This window comes from Anaerovibrio sp. RM50 (assembly GCF_000622005.1).
Taxonomy (GTDB): domain Bacteria; phylum Bacillota; class Negativicutes; order Selenomonadales; family Selenomonadaceae; genus Anaerovibrio.
In genome coordinates, this window is record NZ_JHWV01000008.1 from 120,617 (window position 1) to 134,959 (window position 14,343).

Below are 14,343 nucleotides of genomic sequence, written 5' to 3' on the forward strand. Positions count from 1 at the left end.
GAATGTCGAAATATATCATAATATAGTTTGACCGAAAATAATTTGAGCAATGAATATTCATTAATTGTCCAACACCAAAGGGAGGCTGCCTTTGATGGGAAATAATAAAACCTTCATTATGCGAATATTTTTAGTGGCCCTTATGGTTTTTGTGCTGCTTCCTTCCCATGTGCTTTATGCGGATAAGGCTCCCGACACCAGAGAGCCGGTCCGTGTTGGTGTTGTAGTGCAGCCCGGGGTGGCCATGCCATCAGATTCCGGGGTTTACTACGGCTTTGATGCGGAATATATGTACAAGATTGCCCAATATGCCAACCTCAGGCCTATGTTCCATCCATATAAAAGCAATGTGGAGATGTTTAATGCACTGGATACTGGGGACATTCAGATGGCCCTGGGCATTTCACCTAATCCGGAAAGATTGCAGCGTTTTTTGTTTGCCAACAACGGATTCTTTACCAGTCAGGCCAGTGTCTGGGTGCGCAATGATGACCCGCGGTTTAGCTATGGCAATCCTACGGAGTTCAATGATAAGAATCTTGGCGTGGTGAGGTCCTCAATTATGTACGACAGGGCCAGGGAATGGGCATCAAAGAACAATATTCATCCCGTTTTCAAGCTCTATTACAACGACAATGACCTTACTGCTGCCATGGATGCAGGGGAGCTGGATGGAATGGTAACCTTTGGGGCAAAGTTCTCCAAGGATTATCGGGCTGTATTTAATATTGCCGCAAATACCTATTATCCTATTTTTGGCAAGGATCAGATGGAGCTGAAAAACAAGGTTGACGCTGCCATGAGCAGGATTTCCTATGAGGATTCCCGCTATGCAGAAAAGCTCTATGATAAATATCGCCGTTACCACATGAAGGCTAGTCTGCCTCTTTCCCAGGAGGAAAAGGATTATATTGCCAATCATCCTGTGCTGAAGGTGGCAGTCCACGAGACTAATCCGCCTATTTCCTATTTGGATGAGGGGGGCAACCTTCGGGGGATATCTCCTGATTTATATAGGGAGATTGCCCAGGAATTAAACTGGCAGGTGGAGTTTGTGGTTTTCAACGACCGCAGGGATATAGCCCAAGCCCTTAAAAATGGTGATGTGGACGTTTATGGGGTAACCAGCCAGGATGTTATTTCCAGTGAGGAACAGGGGTTGGCTATTACCAATGTCTTTTTTACCCTTAACATTATGTGCCTGAGACGTCCTGAGGTTACAGATATCCGTACGGCGGCTTTTGTTGGCATGGTGCCTGAAAATGTGGAAAATACTATACGGGAAAGTGCTCCTGATCTGCAGTTTACCTCATTCCCTACCATTGAGGAATGTTATAAGGCCATGACCTCCAGAAAGGTTGATGCCATATATTGCAATATGGCACAGCTTAACTGGCTTACTGTAAAGCACGGCTCAGGGGATTTTGCGGTGGAGAGCGTGGAAAATCTCAATGCTGAGTTCAGCGGCCAGATTTTGCCGGGAAATTATGTACTGAATTCCATTCTCAGCAAGGCTGTTCATGGAAGAAGCATAAATATTACCCGTATACTCAGCAATAATCTGTATACGGATCAGACCACCATGGATTTCATCCGGAGTATACCTACCAGGATGGTAGTTATATTCTTTACCCTGTTGCTGCTTATAATTGTGGCGGTAAGTTATGCCATGTATCAGTCCCATCAGAAGCGGGTTAGTGCCGAGCTTAGTGCCAAGCAGGCGGCTCTTGATGCCTCAGAGCAGGCCCGTCAGGCGGAGAGCAGCTTCCTGTCCACCATGAGCCATGATATGCGGACCCCGCTTAATGGTATTCTGGGATATACCAGACTGGCCAAGGCTTCCCAGGATATGAAGGACATCCACCAATATCTGGAGCGTATTGACAGCTCCAGCAAGCTGATGCTGGCTCTTGTAAATGACGTTCTTGACCTGTCCAAGCTGTCCAGCGGAAAGATGGAGCTTCGGGAGGACAGAATCGTTCCCCATGAGCTCTTTGGCATTATCAAGGATGCTATCACCATGAATGCCAACAACCAGCACATTGATTTTAAGGCTGATCTTCACGTGGATGAAGGGGTAGTGGTTTATTCCGACCGCCTTCGTCTACAGCAGCTGGCCATGAACCTTCTCAGCAACGCGGTGAAATACACTCCTGCGGGAGGCCATGTGGTATGGGATGTTCATGTGAATGTGGAGGGGGACAAGTCCACTTTGGTGGAAATCATTCAGGACGATGGTATCGGCATGAGCGAAGAATTCCAGAAGCACATGTTTGATGTGTTCAGCCAGGAAAATCGTGAAGAAACTGTCAATACCAGAGGCACGGGACTGGGCCTTTCCCTGGTGCATAAATTCATTACTATGATGGGAGGCACCATTGAGGTAGAAAGCAAGCTGGATGAGGGTACTACCTTTATTTTCACCGTTCCGATAAAGACTATAAAAGAGGACAAAGAGACCTTGGCAGCCAACGAACAGGTCGGGGCAGTAAATATTGAAAGTATTTCAAAGGAATTGCTGAAGGATGTACCTATTTTGCTGGTGGAGGATAATGAAATCAACGCCGAGCTGGCCCAGCTTATGCTGGCTGAGTATGGTGCAAATATGATTGACTGGGCCCATAATGGCCAGGAGGCTGTGGAGATATACAGTGCCAGCGAGATTTCCCATTATAAGCTGATTCTTATGGATTTAAGAATGCCGGTTATGGACGGCCTTACAGCCACCAGAAAAATCCGTATGCTGCACAGGGCAGATGCCAGCGTTGTGCCTATAATCGCCATGTCCGCCGACGCCTACGAGGATGACATCCGTCATTGCAAGGAGGCCGGTATGCAGAACCACATCAGCAAGCCGGTGGATATCAACAGGCTTATAAAGGCTATTGTTGAAGTTCTGTGCTGACAAGTGTAAAAGTAAAAAAATTCTTTTTTAAAAAGAAAAAATTGAAAAATGGCGTTATAATAAAAGGATGATTATTAAATTTCTAGGAGAATTTTTATGGATGATATAAGGATGCCAGTCATTTTTTCCGGACATGGGAGTCCCATGACGGCCCTGGATATGAATGACATTACAGCAGGGATGCGGGCAGTGGGAGAGTCTGTCCTTAAGATTTTTGGCAAGCCAAAGGCCATACTGGCTATTTCCGCCCATTGGTTTACGGAGGGGACGTTTATCCAGAGTGCGGCCCAGCCGAAGCAGGAGTATGATTTTGAGGGCTTTCCGGAGGAGCTTTCCCAGGTGGTTTACCCTGTTACGGGATGTGCCGATCTCACCCAGCGGGTACAGGAGCTTTTGGGGGACAGGGTATCTGTAAATGACGAATGGGGCATTGACCATGGCACATGGTCTATTCTGGTTCACATGTTTCCAAGGGCAGATATTCCCGTGGTTCAGCTTTCCGTCAACAAGAATTTTACCCCCCAGGAGTGCTTTGATCTGGGGAAGTCCCTGGCACAGCTGAGAAGCGAGGGGTATCTGATTATTGGCAGCGGCAATGTAACCTACAATCCGGAAAAGGTGGCGTATACTGCGGATAAGGCGGCCCTGAGAAATCGTGAGGGGGCCCAGGAGGCCATCAGCTTCAACAATTATATCTGCCGTGCGGTGGAATATCACCATGAGGATCGGGCACTTAACTGGGAAATCGGACCAAATTCCGAATACGCGGTGCCAACCCATGACCATTATTGGCCATTGCTTTATACCATCGGTGCCGCAGACGGTGACGACGGTGTGGCGGTAAACAGGGTATTTACCATGGAGGACATAGCCATGACCATGTTTGCCTTTGGTATGTTCCCAAAACAGTAAGATAACAAACACCTTAAAAGGGGTGGGTAAGATATGAAAGACTTTAGATTCCCGCTGTTGGCATTATTCATGGGAATCTGCAGCGTTTGCTTTTGCTGGGGGGCGGCCCCGGCAATGGCGGCAGAGCCGGTGAAAACAATCGATATGGAGGAAAATACCTACGCCGTGTCTGACACGGCGTATCTGAATCTTGACTGGCTGGCCGGGTCAGGCAATGAGGATGCGGCAGGCATTTTGAAGCTTATCGGCAACAGGACCATTGCCGTGGACAGCAGTCTGCCGGATTATAAGCGTATAAGTGAAGTAAACCAGACCTTTCGGCGAATAAACTACGATGCCCTGAATCTGTACTGTTTGGCCAATGGCTATACGGAAATCATGGATCTGGGCTGTGGCTATTCCCCGAGAGGCATTTATATGTGTGAGCGGGGAAGGCATTATACGGGCTGCGATTTTGCCTCGGTAATAAGGGATATGAGAAAGCTCACTTCCTATCTTAACCCTCAGGAAAAGCTCTTTCTTCATTATAAGATGGCGGGGGTAACCAATGCATCGGAAATGGAAAAGGCCTCCCAGGAGCTAAGGGCTCCTGTATGTATCCTTTCGGAGGGCCTTTGGATGTATCTGGGCAATAATGAAAAGAAGCAGGCCCTGGCCAATATAAAGAGGATTTTGGATGCCAAGGGTGGATGCTTCATTACCACGGACTTCAGCCTCAAGGAATATGGCTGGAATGTGGCGGAGGCCATGTATCCAGGTCATGGTGACACCATAATGGAGGAAACTATGGAGCTTTATGATGTGGTATCCAGGGACGACACCGCCAGTAAATCCTTTAAAAACGCAGAAGAGGCGGAAAAGTTCATCAGATCCTGTAATCTTCAGGTCCGGCGGGTGCCCCTTATTAGGGGGAATTACGAAATGGATCCCAATAACTGCCTTACAGATTTTCAGGAGCATTATTTGCTGAACGTGGTGGCAGAAAACTATTTGTGGGTTATTACCTCTGATGCCAAGAGACCATCAAATTCATGAGTTTAAAATTATGATTATAATATGACCAAAGGGAATCGGACTGGCTTAACCGGTTCGATTTTTCTGTGATTTCTTTTCGGATTAAAAAAGTATTAAATATTTGTTATAGGACTTATGCTTCTGGGGTAAATATACGATTATATTGTCAAATAAAGCACATACAAGTAGTTATGCTTTACAAATGGGATTGTATAATTGCTTCAGTGCACAAAAGCGGCGAGTAATCCCCTGAGAAGATGCTGTAGGAGAGCAGAATCTTCTCGGGGGATTACCAATTTCAGGACATTTTTGGTAATTACGAAAATACGCAGTTTGTCCTATATATTTGCTAGTAAAAACCCGTGGCAGATGTTAATATTAAATGGGATATGTTAATTTTAAATGAGAGATTTCGATAAAATTATTAGAAAGGATTCTATTTTTAGAGAAGGAGTCTCTGTGCCATGGACATTATCGCAACCCCTTCCAAGACCCGTTTCCGGGTGGGCAATGTAAGCTCCACCATGATGGAAGAGTTGAGGAAGATATATGGCAACAACATAAAGGACATTGTGACCGTGGATGAGGAGGAGCTGAAGGTCCTCAATGAAAAGGGACAGCACTCCAGAGCCGCTGTGCAGGCCATTTTCCGCGTAGGCGGGAGAATTGCGCCTGTATCCTATCTGGGCTTTCTTCGGGACGAGGTTATGAGCGACCCTTATCTTCGGACCAATTATTATTTCGGCAACGGCAAGCTGTGGCGGATTATTCTTAATTCCAACACCATTCAGCCGGTATTTCGGGCCGCTGATTCCCTGGATCCCAATGATCTGATGGACACCATGCACCGCATTGCTGAAGCAGACCGCCGTCGTCCATTTGATTTGCGGAAGGGTAAGCTGCTGCGCATGTATATTTTCCGCATCAGCAACGAGGAGTATATGTTCCTTCTGAGCTGGCCGCTGTTGATAGACAAGCACTGGACCCCTCACAATTTGTTCCATCACCCTATGATTACCTACAGCAGGATGGAGGAATTCAGCGTTGCTGAGGCAGTTTCCATGGAGGGCAACGAGCTGGAGTATAATATCAGCCTTCTTAGCGAAACCCCGCTTCTGCTTAGTCTGAACAAGACCCAGATCCGGAGCCTGTTGGATTCCTGCTGGGTGACCTCCTACCAGAAGGATGACGTTATTCTCAATGCAAACGTGAACCAGACAGCCATGCTGGTGCTCCTTACGGGGCGGGTGGCCCGTTTCAGCAAGGGAGACGACGAGTGGATGAAGCCTCTGGATGAAGTGGAGGAGGGACAGCTTCTGAATCCACAGGTGGTGCTGGGGGTGCCGTCATCATTTTTGCTTGAGGCTGTGGAGGAATGTCAGGTTTTACACATTCCGAGAATGCAGTTCAAGCATTTGCTGCAGAACCACAACGACGTGGGCTGGCAGGCCTTCAAGGCTATAACAAGGGAGCTGGACCACTATCAGAAGAGCTGGACCAAGTTCCAGGAAAGTGTTGAAAAGAAAAATAATGCTCCAGAAGATCAAGAGGAAAAAGAGGATAAAGTAGTTTGACACCCGTTGTGTTGATGGAGAAGCCCCACATAGGGGAGATAATCGGCACCAGCGGGTGTTTTGTTGGGAAAGCAGGTGTGGTATATGAAAAAATCGGCAGTTAAGGTTATTTTGAGACTTTGCCTGATTTTATTGGGATGTTTTATAACGGCAATGGGATTTAACCTATTCCTTATTCCGGCCCATCTCCTTACTGGTGGTATAAGCGGTATTTCAATGATCGTGTACTATCTGACGGGATTGCCGGTGGGTGCCCAGAATCTGGTATATAATCTGCCAATTTTATACCTGGCTTATAGAATTTTCGGCAAGCGGTATTTCATGGACACCATTATCGGTACGGTGGCCTTTTCTCTTATCCTTGATACCACGGCCTTTGTTATAGATTGGAGGGTGTGTGCCGATCCTATTTTAAATGCAGTATTTGGCGGTGTATTAAGCGGTATAGGCTTCGGTCTGGTGTTCCGTGCCAATGCCAATACCGGGGGCCTGGATGTGCTGGGGGCAGTTATAAAGAAGTTTTACTCTGTGGATTTGGGTACTGCGGTGGCAGTACTGAACTTTGCCATTGTGTCAGCCTCTGCATTTATGTTTGAGCTGGAGGAGGCCCTTTTGTCCTTTGCGGGAATATACGTAACTGCTGAGCTTACCAATCGTGTGGTGGCAGGCTTTAACAGGGAAAAATCCATTGTGATTATTTCACCTAAGTCCAGCGAAATATGTGATGAAATAATGTCCGGAATTCATCGCGGGGTAACATACATCAACGGTCGGGGCGGAATGTCCGGGGCAAGCTGTGATGTTCTGTTCACGGTGGTGCGCCTCACTCAGGTGGCCCAGGTGAAAGCTATAGTGGATCATTATGACCCCCAGGCCTTTATGATAGTCTCAGATACCTCTGAGGTAAGCGGCAGAGGCTTTACCATGGAGTGTGAAAGCTACGAGGAAGCATGCAAAAAATGGGCACACAATATCTAAAAATATCATAGTTATAAAATATATTAAAATCGGATCTGGTAACGGGTCCGATTTTTTTCGAAAATAATTTGACAACTATATTCAAAAAACGTAATATACAAATATAATAAAATAAAGTTGAAATTGGAATGAAATACATGGAGGTAGACAATGATTGAAGATATGAAATTTTTGGAAGAGCAGGCAGAGCTTTTGAAGGTTATTGCCCATCCCGTTCGCCTTTGTATAGCCCGTGGCCTTTGGCGCAGTGGCAGCTGCAATGTGAGCCACATGCAGTGCTGTCTGGAGGTGCCTCAGTCCACCGTTTCCCAGCATCTGGGTAAATTACGCCAGGCTGGAATCATTGAGGGAGAGCGAAATGGTCTGGAAATTACTTATAGATTGAAGGATGAACGGGTTAAAGCCATTTTATCCTGTTTATTTTCTCAGTAATCATATTATGAAGTTAAGATTGTTGAAAATTTTAGGAGTGAACTGATATGAAAAAGTATTTAATTGTTGGTGGTGTGGCCGGCGGCGCAACTGCGGCTGCCAGACTTCGCCGTCTTGAAGAAGATGCAGAGATAATTATGTTTGAGCGTGGCGGGGATGTTTCCTTTGCCAACTGTGGATTGCCTTATTATGTAGGTGGCACCATTAAGTATAGGGACGACCTCCTTGTGATGGATCCAGCCGCATTTAAGAGACTGTTTAATATTGATGTGCGTATTTACAGTGAAGTGGTTGCCGTGAACCCTGAAAATAAAACGGTGCAGGTGAGATTTGGGGATACCCAGTATGAGGAAAGCTATGACGCCTTGTTGCTGGCTCCAGGAGCTAAGCCTTTAACTCCTGGAATCCCGGGAATTGAGCACAAAAATATTGTTACCCTCAGGAATGTTCCAGATGCGGATATTCTTCATAAGCTGAGCCACGACTATCCTTCTGGCAGGGCTGTAGTCGTAGGTGGTGGCTTTGTGGGCATTGAGTCTGCAGAGAATATAAGACAGCAGGGACTGGCGGTCACTGTTGTGGAGGCGGCACCTCATATTTTGGCTCCCTTTGATACGGATATGGTGGTGCAGGCGGAAAATGAACTGCGAAGCAATGGGGTAAATCTAAAGCTGGGTGACGGTGTAAAGGAATTTCATCACGAGCCGGATGGCAGCATTAAGGTGGAGCTTTCCTCCGGGGAGATGCTGGAGGCAGATTTCGTGGTACTGTCCATAGGTGTGCGCCCGGATACGGGATTTTTGCAGGATAGCGGTATTGACTTGAATGACAGGGGCTATATCGTTGTAAATGAATATATGCAGACTAATTTCAAGGATGTTTATGCTGTAGGAGATGCAGTGCAGACCTATAACGGGCAGACAAGTGAAGCTGGTTCACTGGCCTTGGCAGGACCTGCTAACAGTCAGGGGCGGCTGGCAGCTGATAATATAAACGGTGGCCAGAGAAAATATCGTGGCTTTGTGGGCAGCTCAATTTTGAAGGTATTTGAACTTACAGCGGCCTCCACCGGCATGAACGAAAGGGTCCTCCAGAGACAGGGGTTGGTATATGGCAAGGACTACAGATTTACCGTTACCTTCCCGGCAGATCACGCCACCTATTATCCGGGAGCCAAAAATTTTACCATGAAAATGATCTTCAGCATGAAGGATGGCAAGGTGCTGGGAGCCCAGGCCATTGGCCCGAAGGGGGTAGACAAGCGCATTGATGTAATCGCCTCCGTGATTCGCTTTGGTGGCACTGTGCAGGATTTGATGGATTTGGAGCTGGCCTACGCTCCACCATTTTCCTCAGCCAAGGACCCTGTAAATATGGCGGGATACTACGCAGATAACATTATGCAGGGGATGACGAATCCGCTTCTGCCAAATGAATTGGAGGCTGAGCTGAATAAGGGGGCACTCCTTATTGATGTGAGAAGTCCTGAGATGTTTGCGGCAGGCCACATAAAGGGTGCTGTAAACATTCCGGCTCCTAAGCTAAGAACTCAGCTGAATAAGCTGGATAAAAATCGTCCTATTATCGTTAGCTGCCGGGTGGGAATCAACGGCTATTATATGGAAAGAATGCTTACACAACACGGGTTTACAGTGCGTAATCTGATGGGTGGCTTCTCCTATGCCAGATGGTTTGCCCTGGATATACAGAACTGATCAGGAGGAGGAGCTTTAATCATGGGAAAATTATCACCCCGTCATGCGGTGGTGGATAGCAATATGTGTGTGGCTTGTGGAACCTGTGCAGATGTTTGCCCCACTGGCGCTATGGAAATAGTCAGTGGCGTCTTTGCCAAGCCTACAGAAGAAAAATGTGTTGGCTGCGGAATATGTGCTAAGGAGTGTCCTGCATCGGCCATTAGGGTGGAGGTGCGGTCATGAAGAAGCAGCAACGCCATTGGTACCATTATCTTTGGATTTGGTCCATCATCTATTTTTCTTTAGGATTTGTGAACATTTTATTTGCCTGGCTGGGGCTTATCAGCTTCTGCCTGCCACTTATTTTTGCCATTGGGGGCGGCAACAAGTTATTTTGCAACCGCTACTGTGATAGAGGCCAGTTTCTGCGGGTAATGGGAAGTCAGGTGGGACTCTCCCTCCGTCGGGAAATGCCGGAATGGATGAAGGGCAAGGCTTTCAGATATGGCTTTATGGTTTTCTTTTTCGCCATGTTCTTCAATATCATCTATGTATCCTGGCTGGTGGCCAGTGATATACAGGGGGTTCAGGAGGCAGTAACTGTGCTGTGGACCTTCCAGCTGCCATGGAACTGGACATATTCTGCGGGAATTACCCCATGGGTGGCTCAGTTTGCCTTCGGGTTATATAGCTTGATGCTTACCTCTGAAATTATTGCCATAGTGGCAATGCTTATCTATAAACCTAGAAGCTGGTGTGTGTTCTGCCCAATGGGCACTCTGACCCAGACCATCTGTAAGGCTAAGTATGTGCCAACAGCAAAATAGATTCAAATAAACATTTTTTAAATATTAAATAACATTTAAAAAACATAAAAAATAAAAGGCAACCTGCCATATATCACATGAGATATATAGCAAGGTGCCTTTTTGCTGTCATAAAGCAATTTATATCAGCATCTTCGAGTATTTCCCTGCATTACGCTTCACGTGCTTTATAGCAACAAATTGGAAAATGGTGGTAAAGACGATACAGACTAAACCAATTAATATCCATATTCCTGTCCGTTCATCATCAATGTTATTAATAAAGATGGCTGGATTGAATACGGTGCAGACATCATAAATAGTATGTAATATTACTGGAACTGAAAAGGCTATCAGATACTGGAGCTTATATGGAAGACCATTTTTCTTATTGTACTGTCCAATACCGATATACTTACCCATGATTATACCAAATATGGTATGAACCCCAAGAGTAATTAATCTTAACAGGCCTTCAATGTCCTCTCCATAGACAAATTCCTCGAGTAAGGTAATACCGATACCCACGGCAGCACCAATTAAAATGTACTCATAAACATTCTTAGGCTTAAATAACCATATTGCCAAAATAATCATAAGCAATCTGGATATTTCCTCAATTAATCCGGCTCGCCAAAAGGATGTTGCAAAAGATTTTATAACCACATTCTGTATATTTTCTACGGTAAATCCCATGTTCATAAACGTAAAGGCAATTCCCAGTGCAAATCCCAGGGTCAGTATAGTGGCCAATACGCCTAAAAGGATTGGTACAAATGCCTGTTTTTTATTAATGGACATATCACATTCCCATTTCAGCATTTTTTTATAAACTATTCCCAATATGATAGCAGTCAGAATCAACTGAATAATCATCATGATATTCGCCCCCTATAATATAATTCTACTATTCTTTATATCCATGCAGTTGAAATAATGTTATTATTTTAAAAAAATTTTTTAGAAAAATATTATTAGAAGGAATTTTTATCTGTGAGTGGAATAATGACTCTATGAAGTTTTGGCATTAATGTGTTAAGGAAATGTCGAGGAGGAAACTGTGATGAAAAAGAAAATCATTGGCTTATTATCTGTATTGACCATAAGTGCCTGCTGCCTTGGTACGGCAGATGCAGCTGAAAACATGGTGGGAATGCCAAACCCTATGGTAGCTTATGATACTGTGGCAGAGGCAAAGGATGTAGCGGGTTTTCAGCCACTGTATCTTCCATCTATCAGTGGCTATGAGGTGAATAAGGTATGGGTCATTGGGGGCGATCTTATCGATATAGAGTATGTATCAGATAATGAACCGGCGGGGAAATTCCGTCTTCGCACGGCCCGTTGTACAGAGCTTACCAATGACAATATCAGCGGCATATATGGGGCCACATGGAACAAGGAAAAAATCAATGGCTTGTCTGTAGCTATAGCGGAGATTTATTACGAGAAGGGTATGCCGATTGACTATGCTGCCCATTGGACCCATAATAATATGCTCTTTTCTGTAAGTGGGGAAAATCTTACTTATAGAGAATTCTGGCGGTTATTGGAGCATGGCCTGGTGGAGCTTAGCCAAAATTATTTTTAAAATGCTAATTATTTGATTAATTTAAATACGTGATATAGGTGATGAACATGAAAATTTTACAGGCACAATTGGCGGTATCTTCATCAAAGGATGAGGTATTCCAGGCTGTAGATGAAGTTTGTCAGCAGGCCGTAAAGGAGGATGCGTCCCTATTAGCATTGCCTGAGATGTTCTGTTGTCCCTATGAGACGGATAAATTCCCCGTTTATGCAGAGAAAGAGGGGGGAGATGTCTGGACTAGGTGTTCAGAGCTGGCAAAGAAATACAATATTTATCTCTCCGCCGGTTCAGTACCGGAATTAGGGGAGGCCGGTGAGGTATATAATACCGCTTATGTCTTTGATCGGCAGGGAAACCAGATTGCCAAGCACAGAAAAATGCATCTCTTTGACATTGATATCAAGGGGGGACAGTATTTTAAGGAGTCGGATACGTTAACGGCTGGCAAGGATATAACGGTGTTTGATACAGAATTTGGCACCATGGGACTCTGTATATGCTATGATTTCCGGTTCCCGGAGCTGGCCAGATTGATGGTTCTGAAGGGAGCAAAGGTGATTTTGGTGCCAGCGGCCTTTAATACGACCACCGGACCACGCCATTGGGAGTTAATGTTCCGTGCCCAGGCCATGTTCAACCAATGCTTTGTTATAGGTACCTCATCGGCCCAAAATCTGGCAGATACATATCACTCCTGGGGACATAGTATTGTGGCTGATCCTTGGGGAAAGGTCATAAGCCAGATGGATGAAAAAGAGGGCTGCCAGATAGTGGATTTGGATTTGGCAGAGGCAGACAGGGTAAGGCAGCAGCTGCCGCTCCTTAAGCATCGGCGGACAGATTTGTATACATTGGAGGAAAAGTAATATGTCAGGACACGTCCTGATTTTACTGAATAAGTCTTATTTTATGAAAAAATAGTGAGGGGCTGTTATTATGGAATTTAAAAATGTAGTTGAAAACCGTTTTTCTTGCAAAAAGTACAGTGGCCGCCAGGTAGAGGCTGAAAAACTTCAGGCAATTTTGGAGGCGGGGCGGCTGGCCCCAACGGCAAAGAACCTGCAGGAGCAGCGCATCTATGTGGTTCAGACTGAGGAAGGTCTGGCAAAGATAGATAAGGTGACACCTTGCAGATACGGGGCACCTGTTGTTTTGATTGTGGCCTACGACAAAAATAATGTTTTCACCTTCCCGGACAGTGACCGCAATTCCGGCGCTGAGGATGCAAGTATCGTCGCTACCCACATGATTTTGGCAGCAACCAATGAAGGAGTGAACAGCTGCTGGCTGAATTATTTTAATCCTGATGAGGTGGCCAAGACCTTTAATCTGCCTGAAAATGAAGAGGTATTGATGCTTATGGACCTTGGCTACGCCGCAGAGGAAGGCAAGCCATTGCCAAACCACTTCTCCAGAAAGCCACTTGAGGAAACGGTGACGTATATTAAGTAGAAAAAGGAAATCGGACTGGGCAACCCAGTCCGATTTTTACTTTTGTAGGTCTGTATTAAAATAACTATTTTGTTTGTGCGAATAAATACTCGATACGTGGATCATATTTGGCAAATTTTTGCAGTTCTTCGTCAGTAGGCCATTTGTAGTCATTCATGAGGTAGTTACACCAGTCGTAAACATCGTAATGAAGAACATACTGAGCACCATCGTATTCGCGACATTTTTCGATTAGACCACTGCCACGGATGAGACGCTTACGTTCGCTGCGTGAATAACCGCGTTCTTTAAGAAGCAGCATTATAGTTCCAAAAAATTTTTTTACTTCGCCACGAAATCCTGCAAATAACATTTATATCGCCAACTTTCGAATATTTTTTATTTGTTTTAGCGCTTTGTGAGAAAGGACAACCCATTGCCATCCATTGCTGTTGGCGCCAAGCTGGTCTATAGCCTGCTCAATTGTAAGTTTATGTGCTCTGTATCGGGCATACATACGGGAAACACCGGCATCTGCCATTGGTCCGTATATACAATCATAATATATCATATTTGTACAGATGAAAGAACATATTGTATTTTTGTATAGCTTTTATCCAATAATACCATAAATTATTAAATATTTATACCCATTTTCAATAATATTATTAAGAAAGATATTTAATGCGCTTATAGCGATTATAAATGTTACGAAAACTCTTGTGACGCGGTATCTATCTGATGAAATCAATAAAGCTATTAAGACGTGAACCACAGTGGCAATGAGGTATCTGAACATTTCGTGCAGGTGCACGAAATGAAAAAAATTGGACACTAGGCGGAGAGGGCAATTTATTCTAGTGGGATATTAAAAAGTTCAAATAAAAAGGCTTTTGCGATGCTGTGGTATTTAATCCTACGGCAGGCAAAGGCCTTTATTTTTAGATTGAACTTGTAAGAAATCCTTACAAGTTCAATCGGCAAGTATAAGAATAGTTGAAGA

General features: G+C 45.0%; 15 protein-coding genes. 12 read left to right on the forward strand and 3 right to left on the reverse strand.

What is annotated here, in order from left to right; all coding sequences use genetic code 11:
- Nucleotides 1-94: 94 nt before the first annotated feature.
- The 9 genes from T525_RS0106565 to T525_RS0106605 all read left to right on the forward strand — a co-directional run bounded on the left by T525_RS0106565 (nt 95) and on the right by T525_RS0106605 (nt 10,339).
- Complete coding sequence (locus T525_RS0106565) at nt 95-2,905, forward strand: transporter substrate-binding domain-containing protein (protein WP_027406553.1); 2,811 nt, start codon at nt 95-97, stop codon at nt 2,903-2,905.
- A 96-nt stretch (nt 2,906-3,001) separates the two neighbouring features.
- Nucleotides 3,002-3,817, forward strand: a complete 816-nt coding sequence (locus T525_RS0106570) for a dioxygenase (protein ID WP_027406554.1) — start codon at nt 3,002-3,004, stop codon at nt 3,815-3,817.
- A gap of 33 nt (nt 3,818-3,850) precedes the next feature.
- Nucleotides 3,851-4,852, forward strand: a complete 1,002-nt coding sequence (locus T525_RS0106575; RefSeq protein WP_027406555.1) for a class I SAM-dependent methyltransferase — start codon at nt 3,851-3,853, stop codon at nt 4,850-4,852.
- 443 nt (nt 4,853-5,295) lie between these two features.
- Nucleotides 5,296-6,405 carry a cyclic nucleotide-binding domain-containing protein gene (locus T525_RS0106580; protein WP_027406556.1) on the forward strand — a complete coding sequence of 370 codons (1,110 nt, stop codon included), beginning with the start codon at nt 5,296-5,298 and terminating at the stop codon, nt 6,403-6,405.
- Nucleotides 6,406-6,489: 84 nt separating this feature from the next.
- Complete coding sequence (locus T525_RS0106585; protein WP_037325335.1) at nt 6,490-7,383, forward strand: YitT family protein; 894 nt, start codon at nt 6,490-6,492, stop codon at nt 7,381-7,383.
- Nucleotides 7,384-7,533: 150 nt separating this feature from the next.
- Nucleotides 7,534-7,815: a helix-turn-helix transcriptional regulator gene (locus T525_RS0106590; protein ID WP_027406558.1), complete on the forward strand. Its 282-nt coding sequence runs from the start codon at nt 7,534-7,536 to the stop codon at nt 7,813-7,815.
- A 47-nt stretch (nt 7,816-7,862) separates the two neighbouring features.
- A complete protein-coding gene (locus T525_RS14530) occupies nt 7,863-9,530 on the forward strand; it encodes an FAD-dependent oxidoreductase (RefSeq protein ID WP_037325338.1) in 1,668 nt (555 codons plus the stop codon).
- 21 nt (nt 9,531-9,551) lie between these two features.
- Nucleotides 9,552-9,755 (forward strand): 4Fe-4S binding protein, encoded by a 204-nt coding sequence (locus tag T525_RS0106600; RefSeq protein ID WP_027396666.1) that lies wholly within the window; start codon nt 9,552-9,554, stop codon nt 9,753-9,755.
- Entirely contained in the window at nt 9,752-10,339 is a 588-nt protein-coding gene (locus T525_RS0106605) for a hypothetical protein (RefSeq protein WP_027406559.1), read from the forward strand. Before T525_RS0106600 ends, T525_RS0106605 begins: the two co-directional genes overlap by 4 nt.
- Before the next feature lie 120 nt (nt 10,340-10,459).
- Here the strand turns inward: T525_RS0106605 and T525_RS0106610 are convergent, their stop codons facing one another.
- On the reverse strand, nt 10,460-11,197 hold the full coding sequence (locus T525_RS0106610) for a PrsW family glutamic-type intramembrane protease (protein ID WP_027406560.1): 738 nt from the start codon (nt 11,195-11,197) through the stop codon (nt 10,460-10,462).
- A 184-nt stretch (nt 11,198-11,381) separates the two neighbouring features.
- Here T525_RS0106610 and T525_RS14535 point away from each other — a divergent pair, with 184 nt between their 5' ends.
- From T525_RS14535 to T525_RS0106625, 3 genes are all read left to right on the forward strand, one after another.
- A complete protein-coding gene (locus tag T525_RS14535; RefSeq protein ID WP_037325398.1) occupies nt 11,382-11,909 on the forward strand; it encodes a hypothetical protein in 528 nt (175 codons plus the stop codon).
- 47 nt (nt 11,910-11,956) lie between these two features.
- Nucleotides 11,957-12,775 (forward strand): carbon-nitrogen hydrolase family protein, encoded by an 819-nt coding sequence (locus T525_RS0106620; protein WP_027406561.1) that lies wholly within the window; start codon nt 11,957-11,959, stop codon nt 12,773-12,775.
- Nucleotides 12,776-12,845: 70 nt separating this feature from the next.
- Nucleotides 12,846-13,361, forward strand: coding sequence for a nitroreductase family protein (locus T525_RS0106625; protein WP_027406562.1), 516 nt, complete (start codon nt 12,846-12,848; stop codon nt 13,359-13,361).
- A 64-nt stretch (nt 13,362-13,425) separates the two neighbouring features.
- On the opposite strand, the gene T525_RS0106630 is transcribed toward T525_RS0106625, so the two are convergent.
- Entirely contained in the window at nt 13,426-13,713 is a 288-nt protein-coding gene (locus T525_RS0106630; RefSeq protein WP_027406563.1) for a hypothetical protein, read from the reverse strand.
- The gene (locus tag T525_RS16800; protein WP_084276941.1) at nt 13,714-13,911 is read right to left on the reverse strand and encodes a DUF3990 domain-containing protein; all 198 of its coding nucleotides are present in this window, start codon (nt 13,909-13,911) and stop codon (nt 13,714-13,716) included.
- Between the last annotated feature and the right edge of the window lie 432 nt (nt 13,912-14,343).

Excerpts from the sequence above, each read along its gene's own strand:
- T525_RS0106565 (WP_027406553.1), top strand. The coding sequence starts at position 95 with ATGGGAAATAATAAAACCTTCATTATGCGAATATTTTTAGTGGCCCTT.
- T525_RS0106570 (WP_027406554.1), top strand. The coding sequence starts at position 3,002 with ATGGATGATATAAGGATGCCAGTCATTTTTTCCGGACATGGGAGTCCC.
- T525_RS0106575 (WP_027406555.1), top strand. The coding sequence starts at position 3,851 with ATGAAAGACTTTAGATTCCCGCTGTTGGCATTATTCATGGGAATCTGC.
- T525_RS0106580 (WP_027406556.1), top strand. The coding sequence starts at position 5,296 with ATGGACATTATCGCAACCCCTTCCAAGACCCGTTTCCGGGTGGGCAAT.
- T525_RS0106585 (WP_037325335.1), top strand. The coding sequence starts at position 6,490 with ATGAAAAAATCGGCAGTTAAGGTTATTTTGAGACTTTGCCTGATTTTA.
- T525_RS0106590 (WP_027406558.1), top strand. The coding sequence starts at position 7,534 with ATGATTGAAGATATGAAATTTTTGGAAGAGCAGGCAGAGCTTTTGAAG.
- T525_RS14530 (WP_037325338.1), top strand. The coding sequence starts at position 7,863 with ATGAAAAAGTATTTAATTGTTGGTGGTGTGGCCGGCGGCGCAACTGCG.
- T525_RS0106600 (WP_027396666.1), top strand. The coding sequence starts at position 9,552 with ATGGGAAAATTATCACCCCGTCATGCGGTGGTGGATAGCAATATGTGT.
- T525_RS0106605 (WP_027406559.1), top strand. The coding sequence starts at position 9,752 with ATGAAGAAGCAGCAACGCCATTGGTACCATTATCTTTGGATTTGGTCC.
- T525_RS0106610 (WP_027406560.1), bottom strand. The coding sequence starts at position 11,197 with ATGATGATTATTCAGTTGATTCTGACTGCTATCATATTGGGAATAGTT.
- T525_RS14535 (WP_037325398.1), top strand. The coding sequence starts at position 11,382 with ATGAAAAAGAAAATCATTGGCTTATTATCTGTATTGACCATAAGTGCC.
- T525_RS0106620 (WP_027406561.1), top strand. The coding sequence starts at position 11,957 with ATGAAAATTTTACAGGCACAATTGGCGGTATCTTCATCAAAGGATGAG.
- T525_RS0106625 (WP_027406562.1), top strand. The coding sequence starts at position 12,846 with ATGGAATTTAAAAATGTAGTTGAAAACCGTTTTTCTTGCAAAAAGTAC.
- T525_RS0106630 (WP_027406563.1), bottom strand. The coding sequence starts at position 13,713 with ATGTTATTTGCAGGATTTCGTGGCGAAGTAAAAAAATTTTTTGGAACT.
- T525_RS16800 (WP_084276941.1), bottom strand. The coding sequence starts at position 13,911 with ATGATATATTATGATTGTATATACGGACCAATGGCAGATGCCGGTGTT.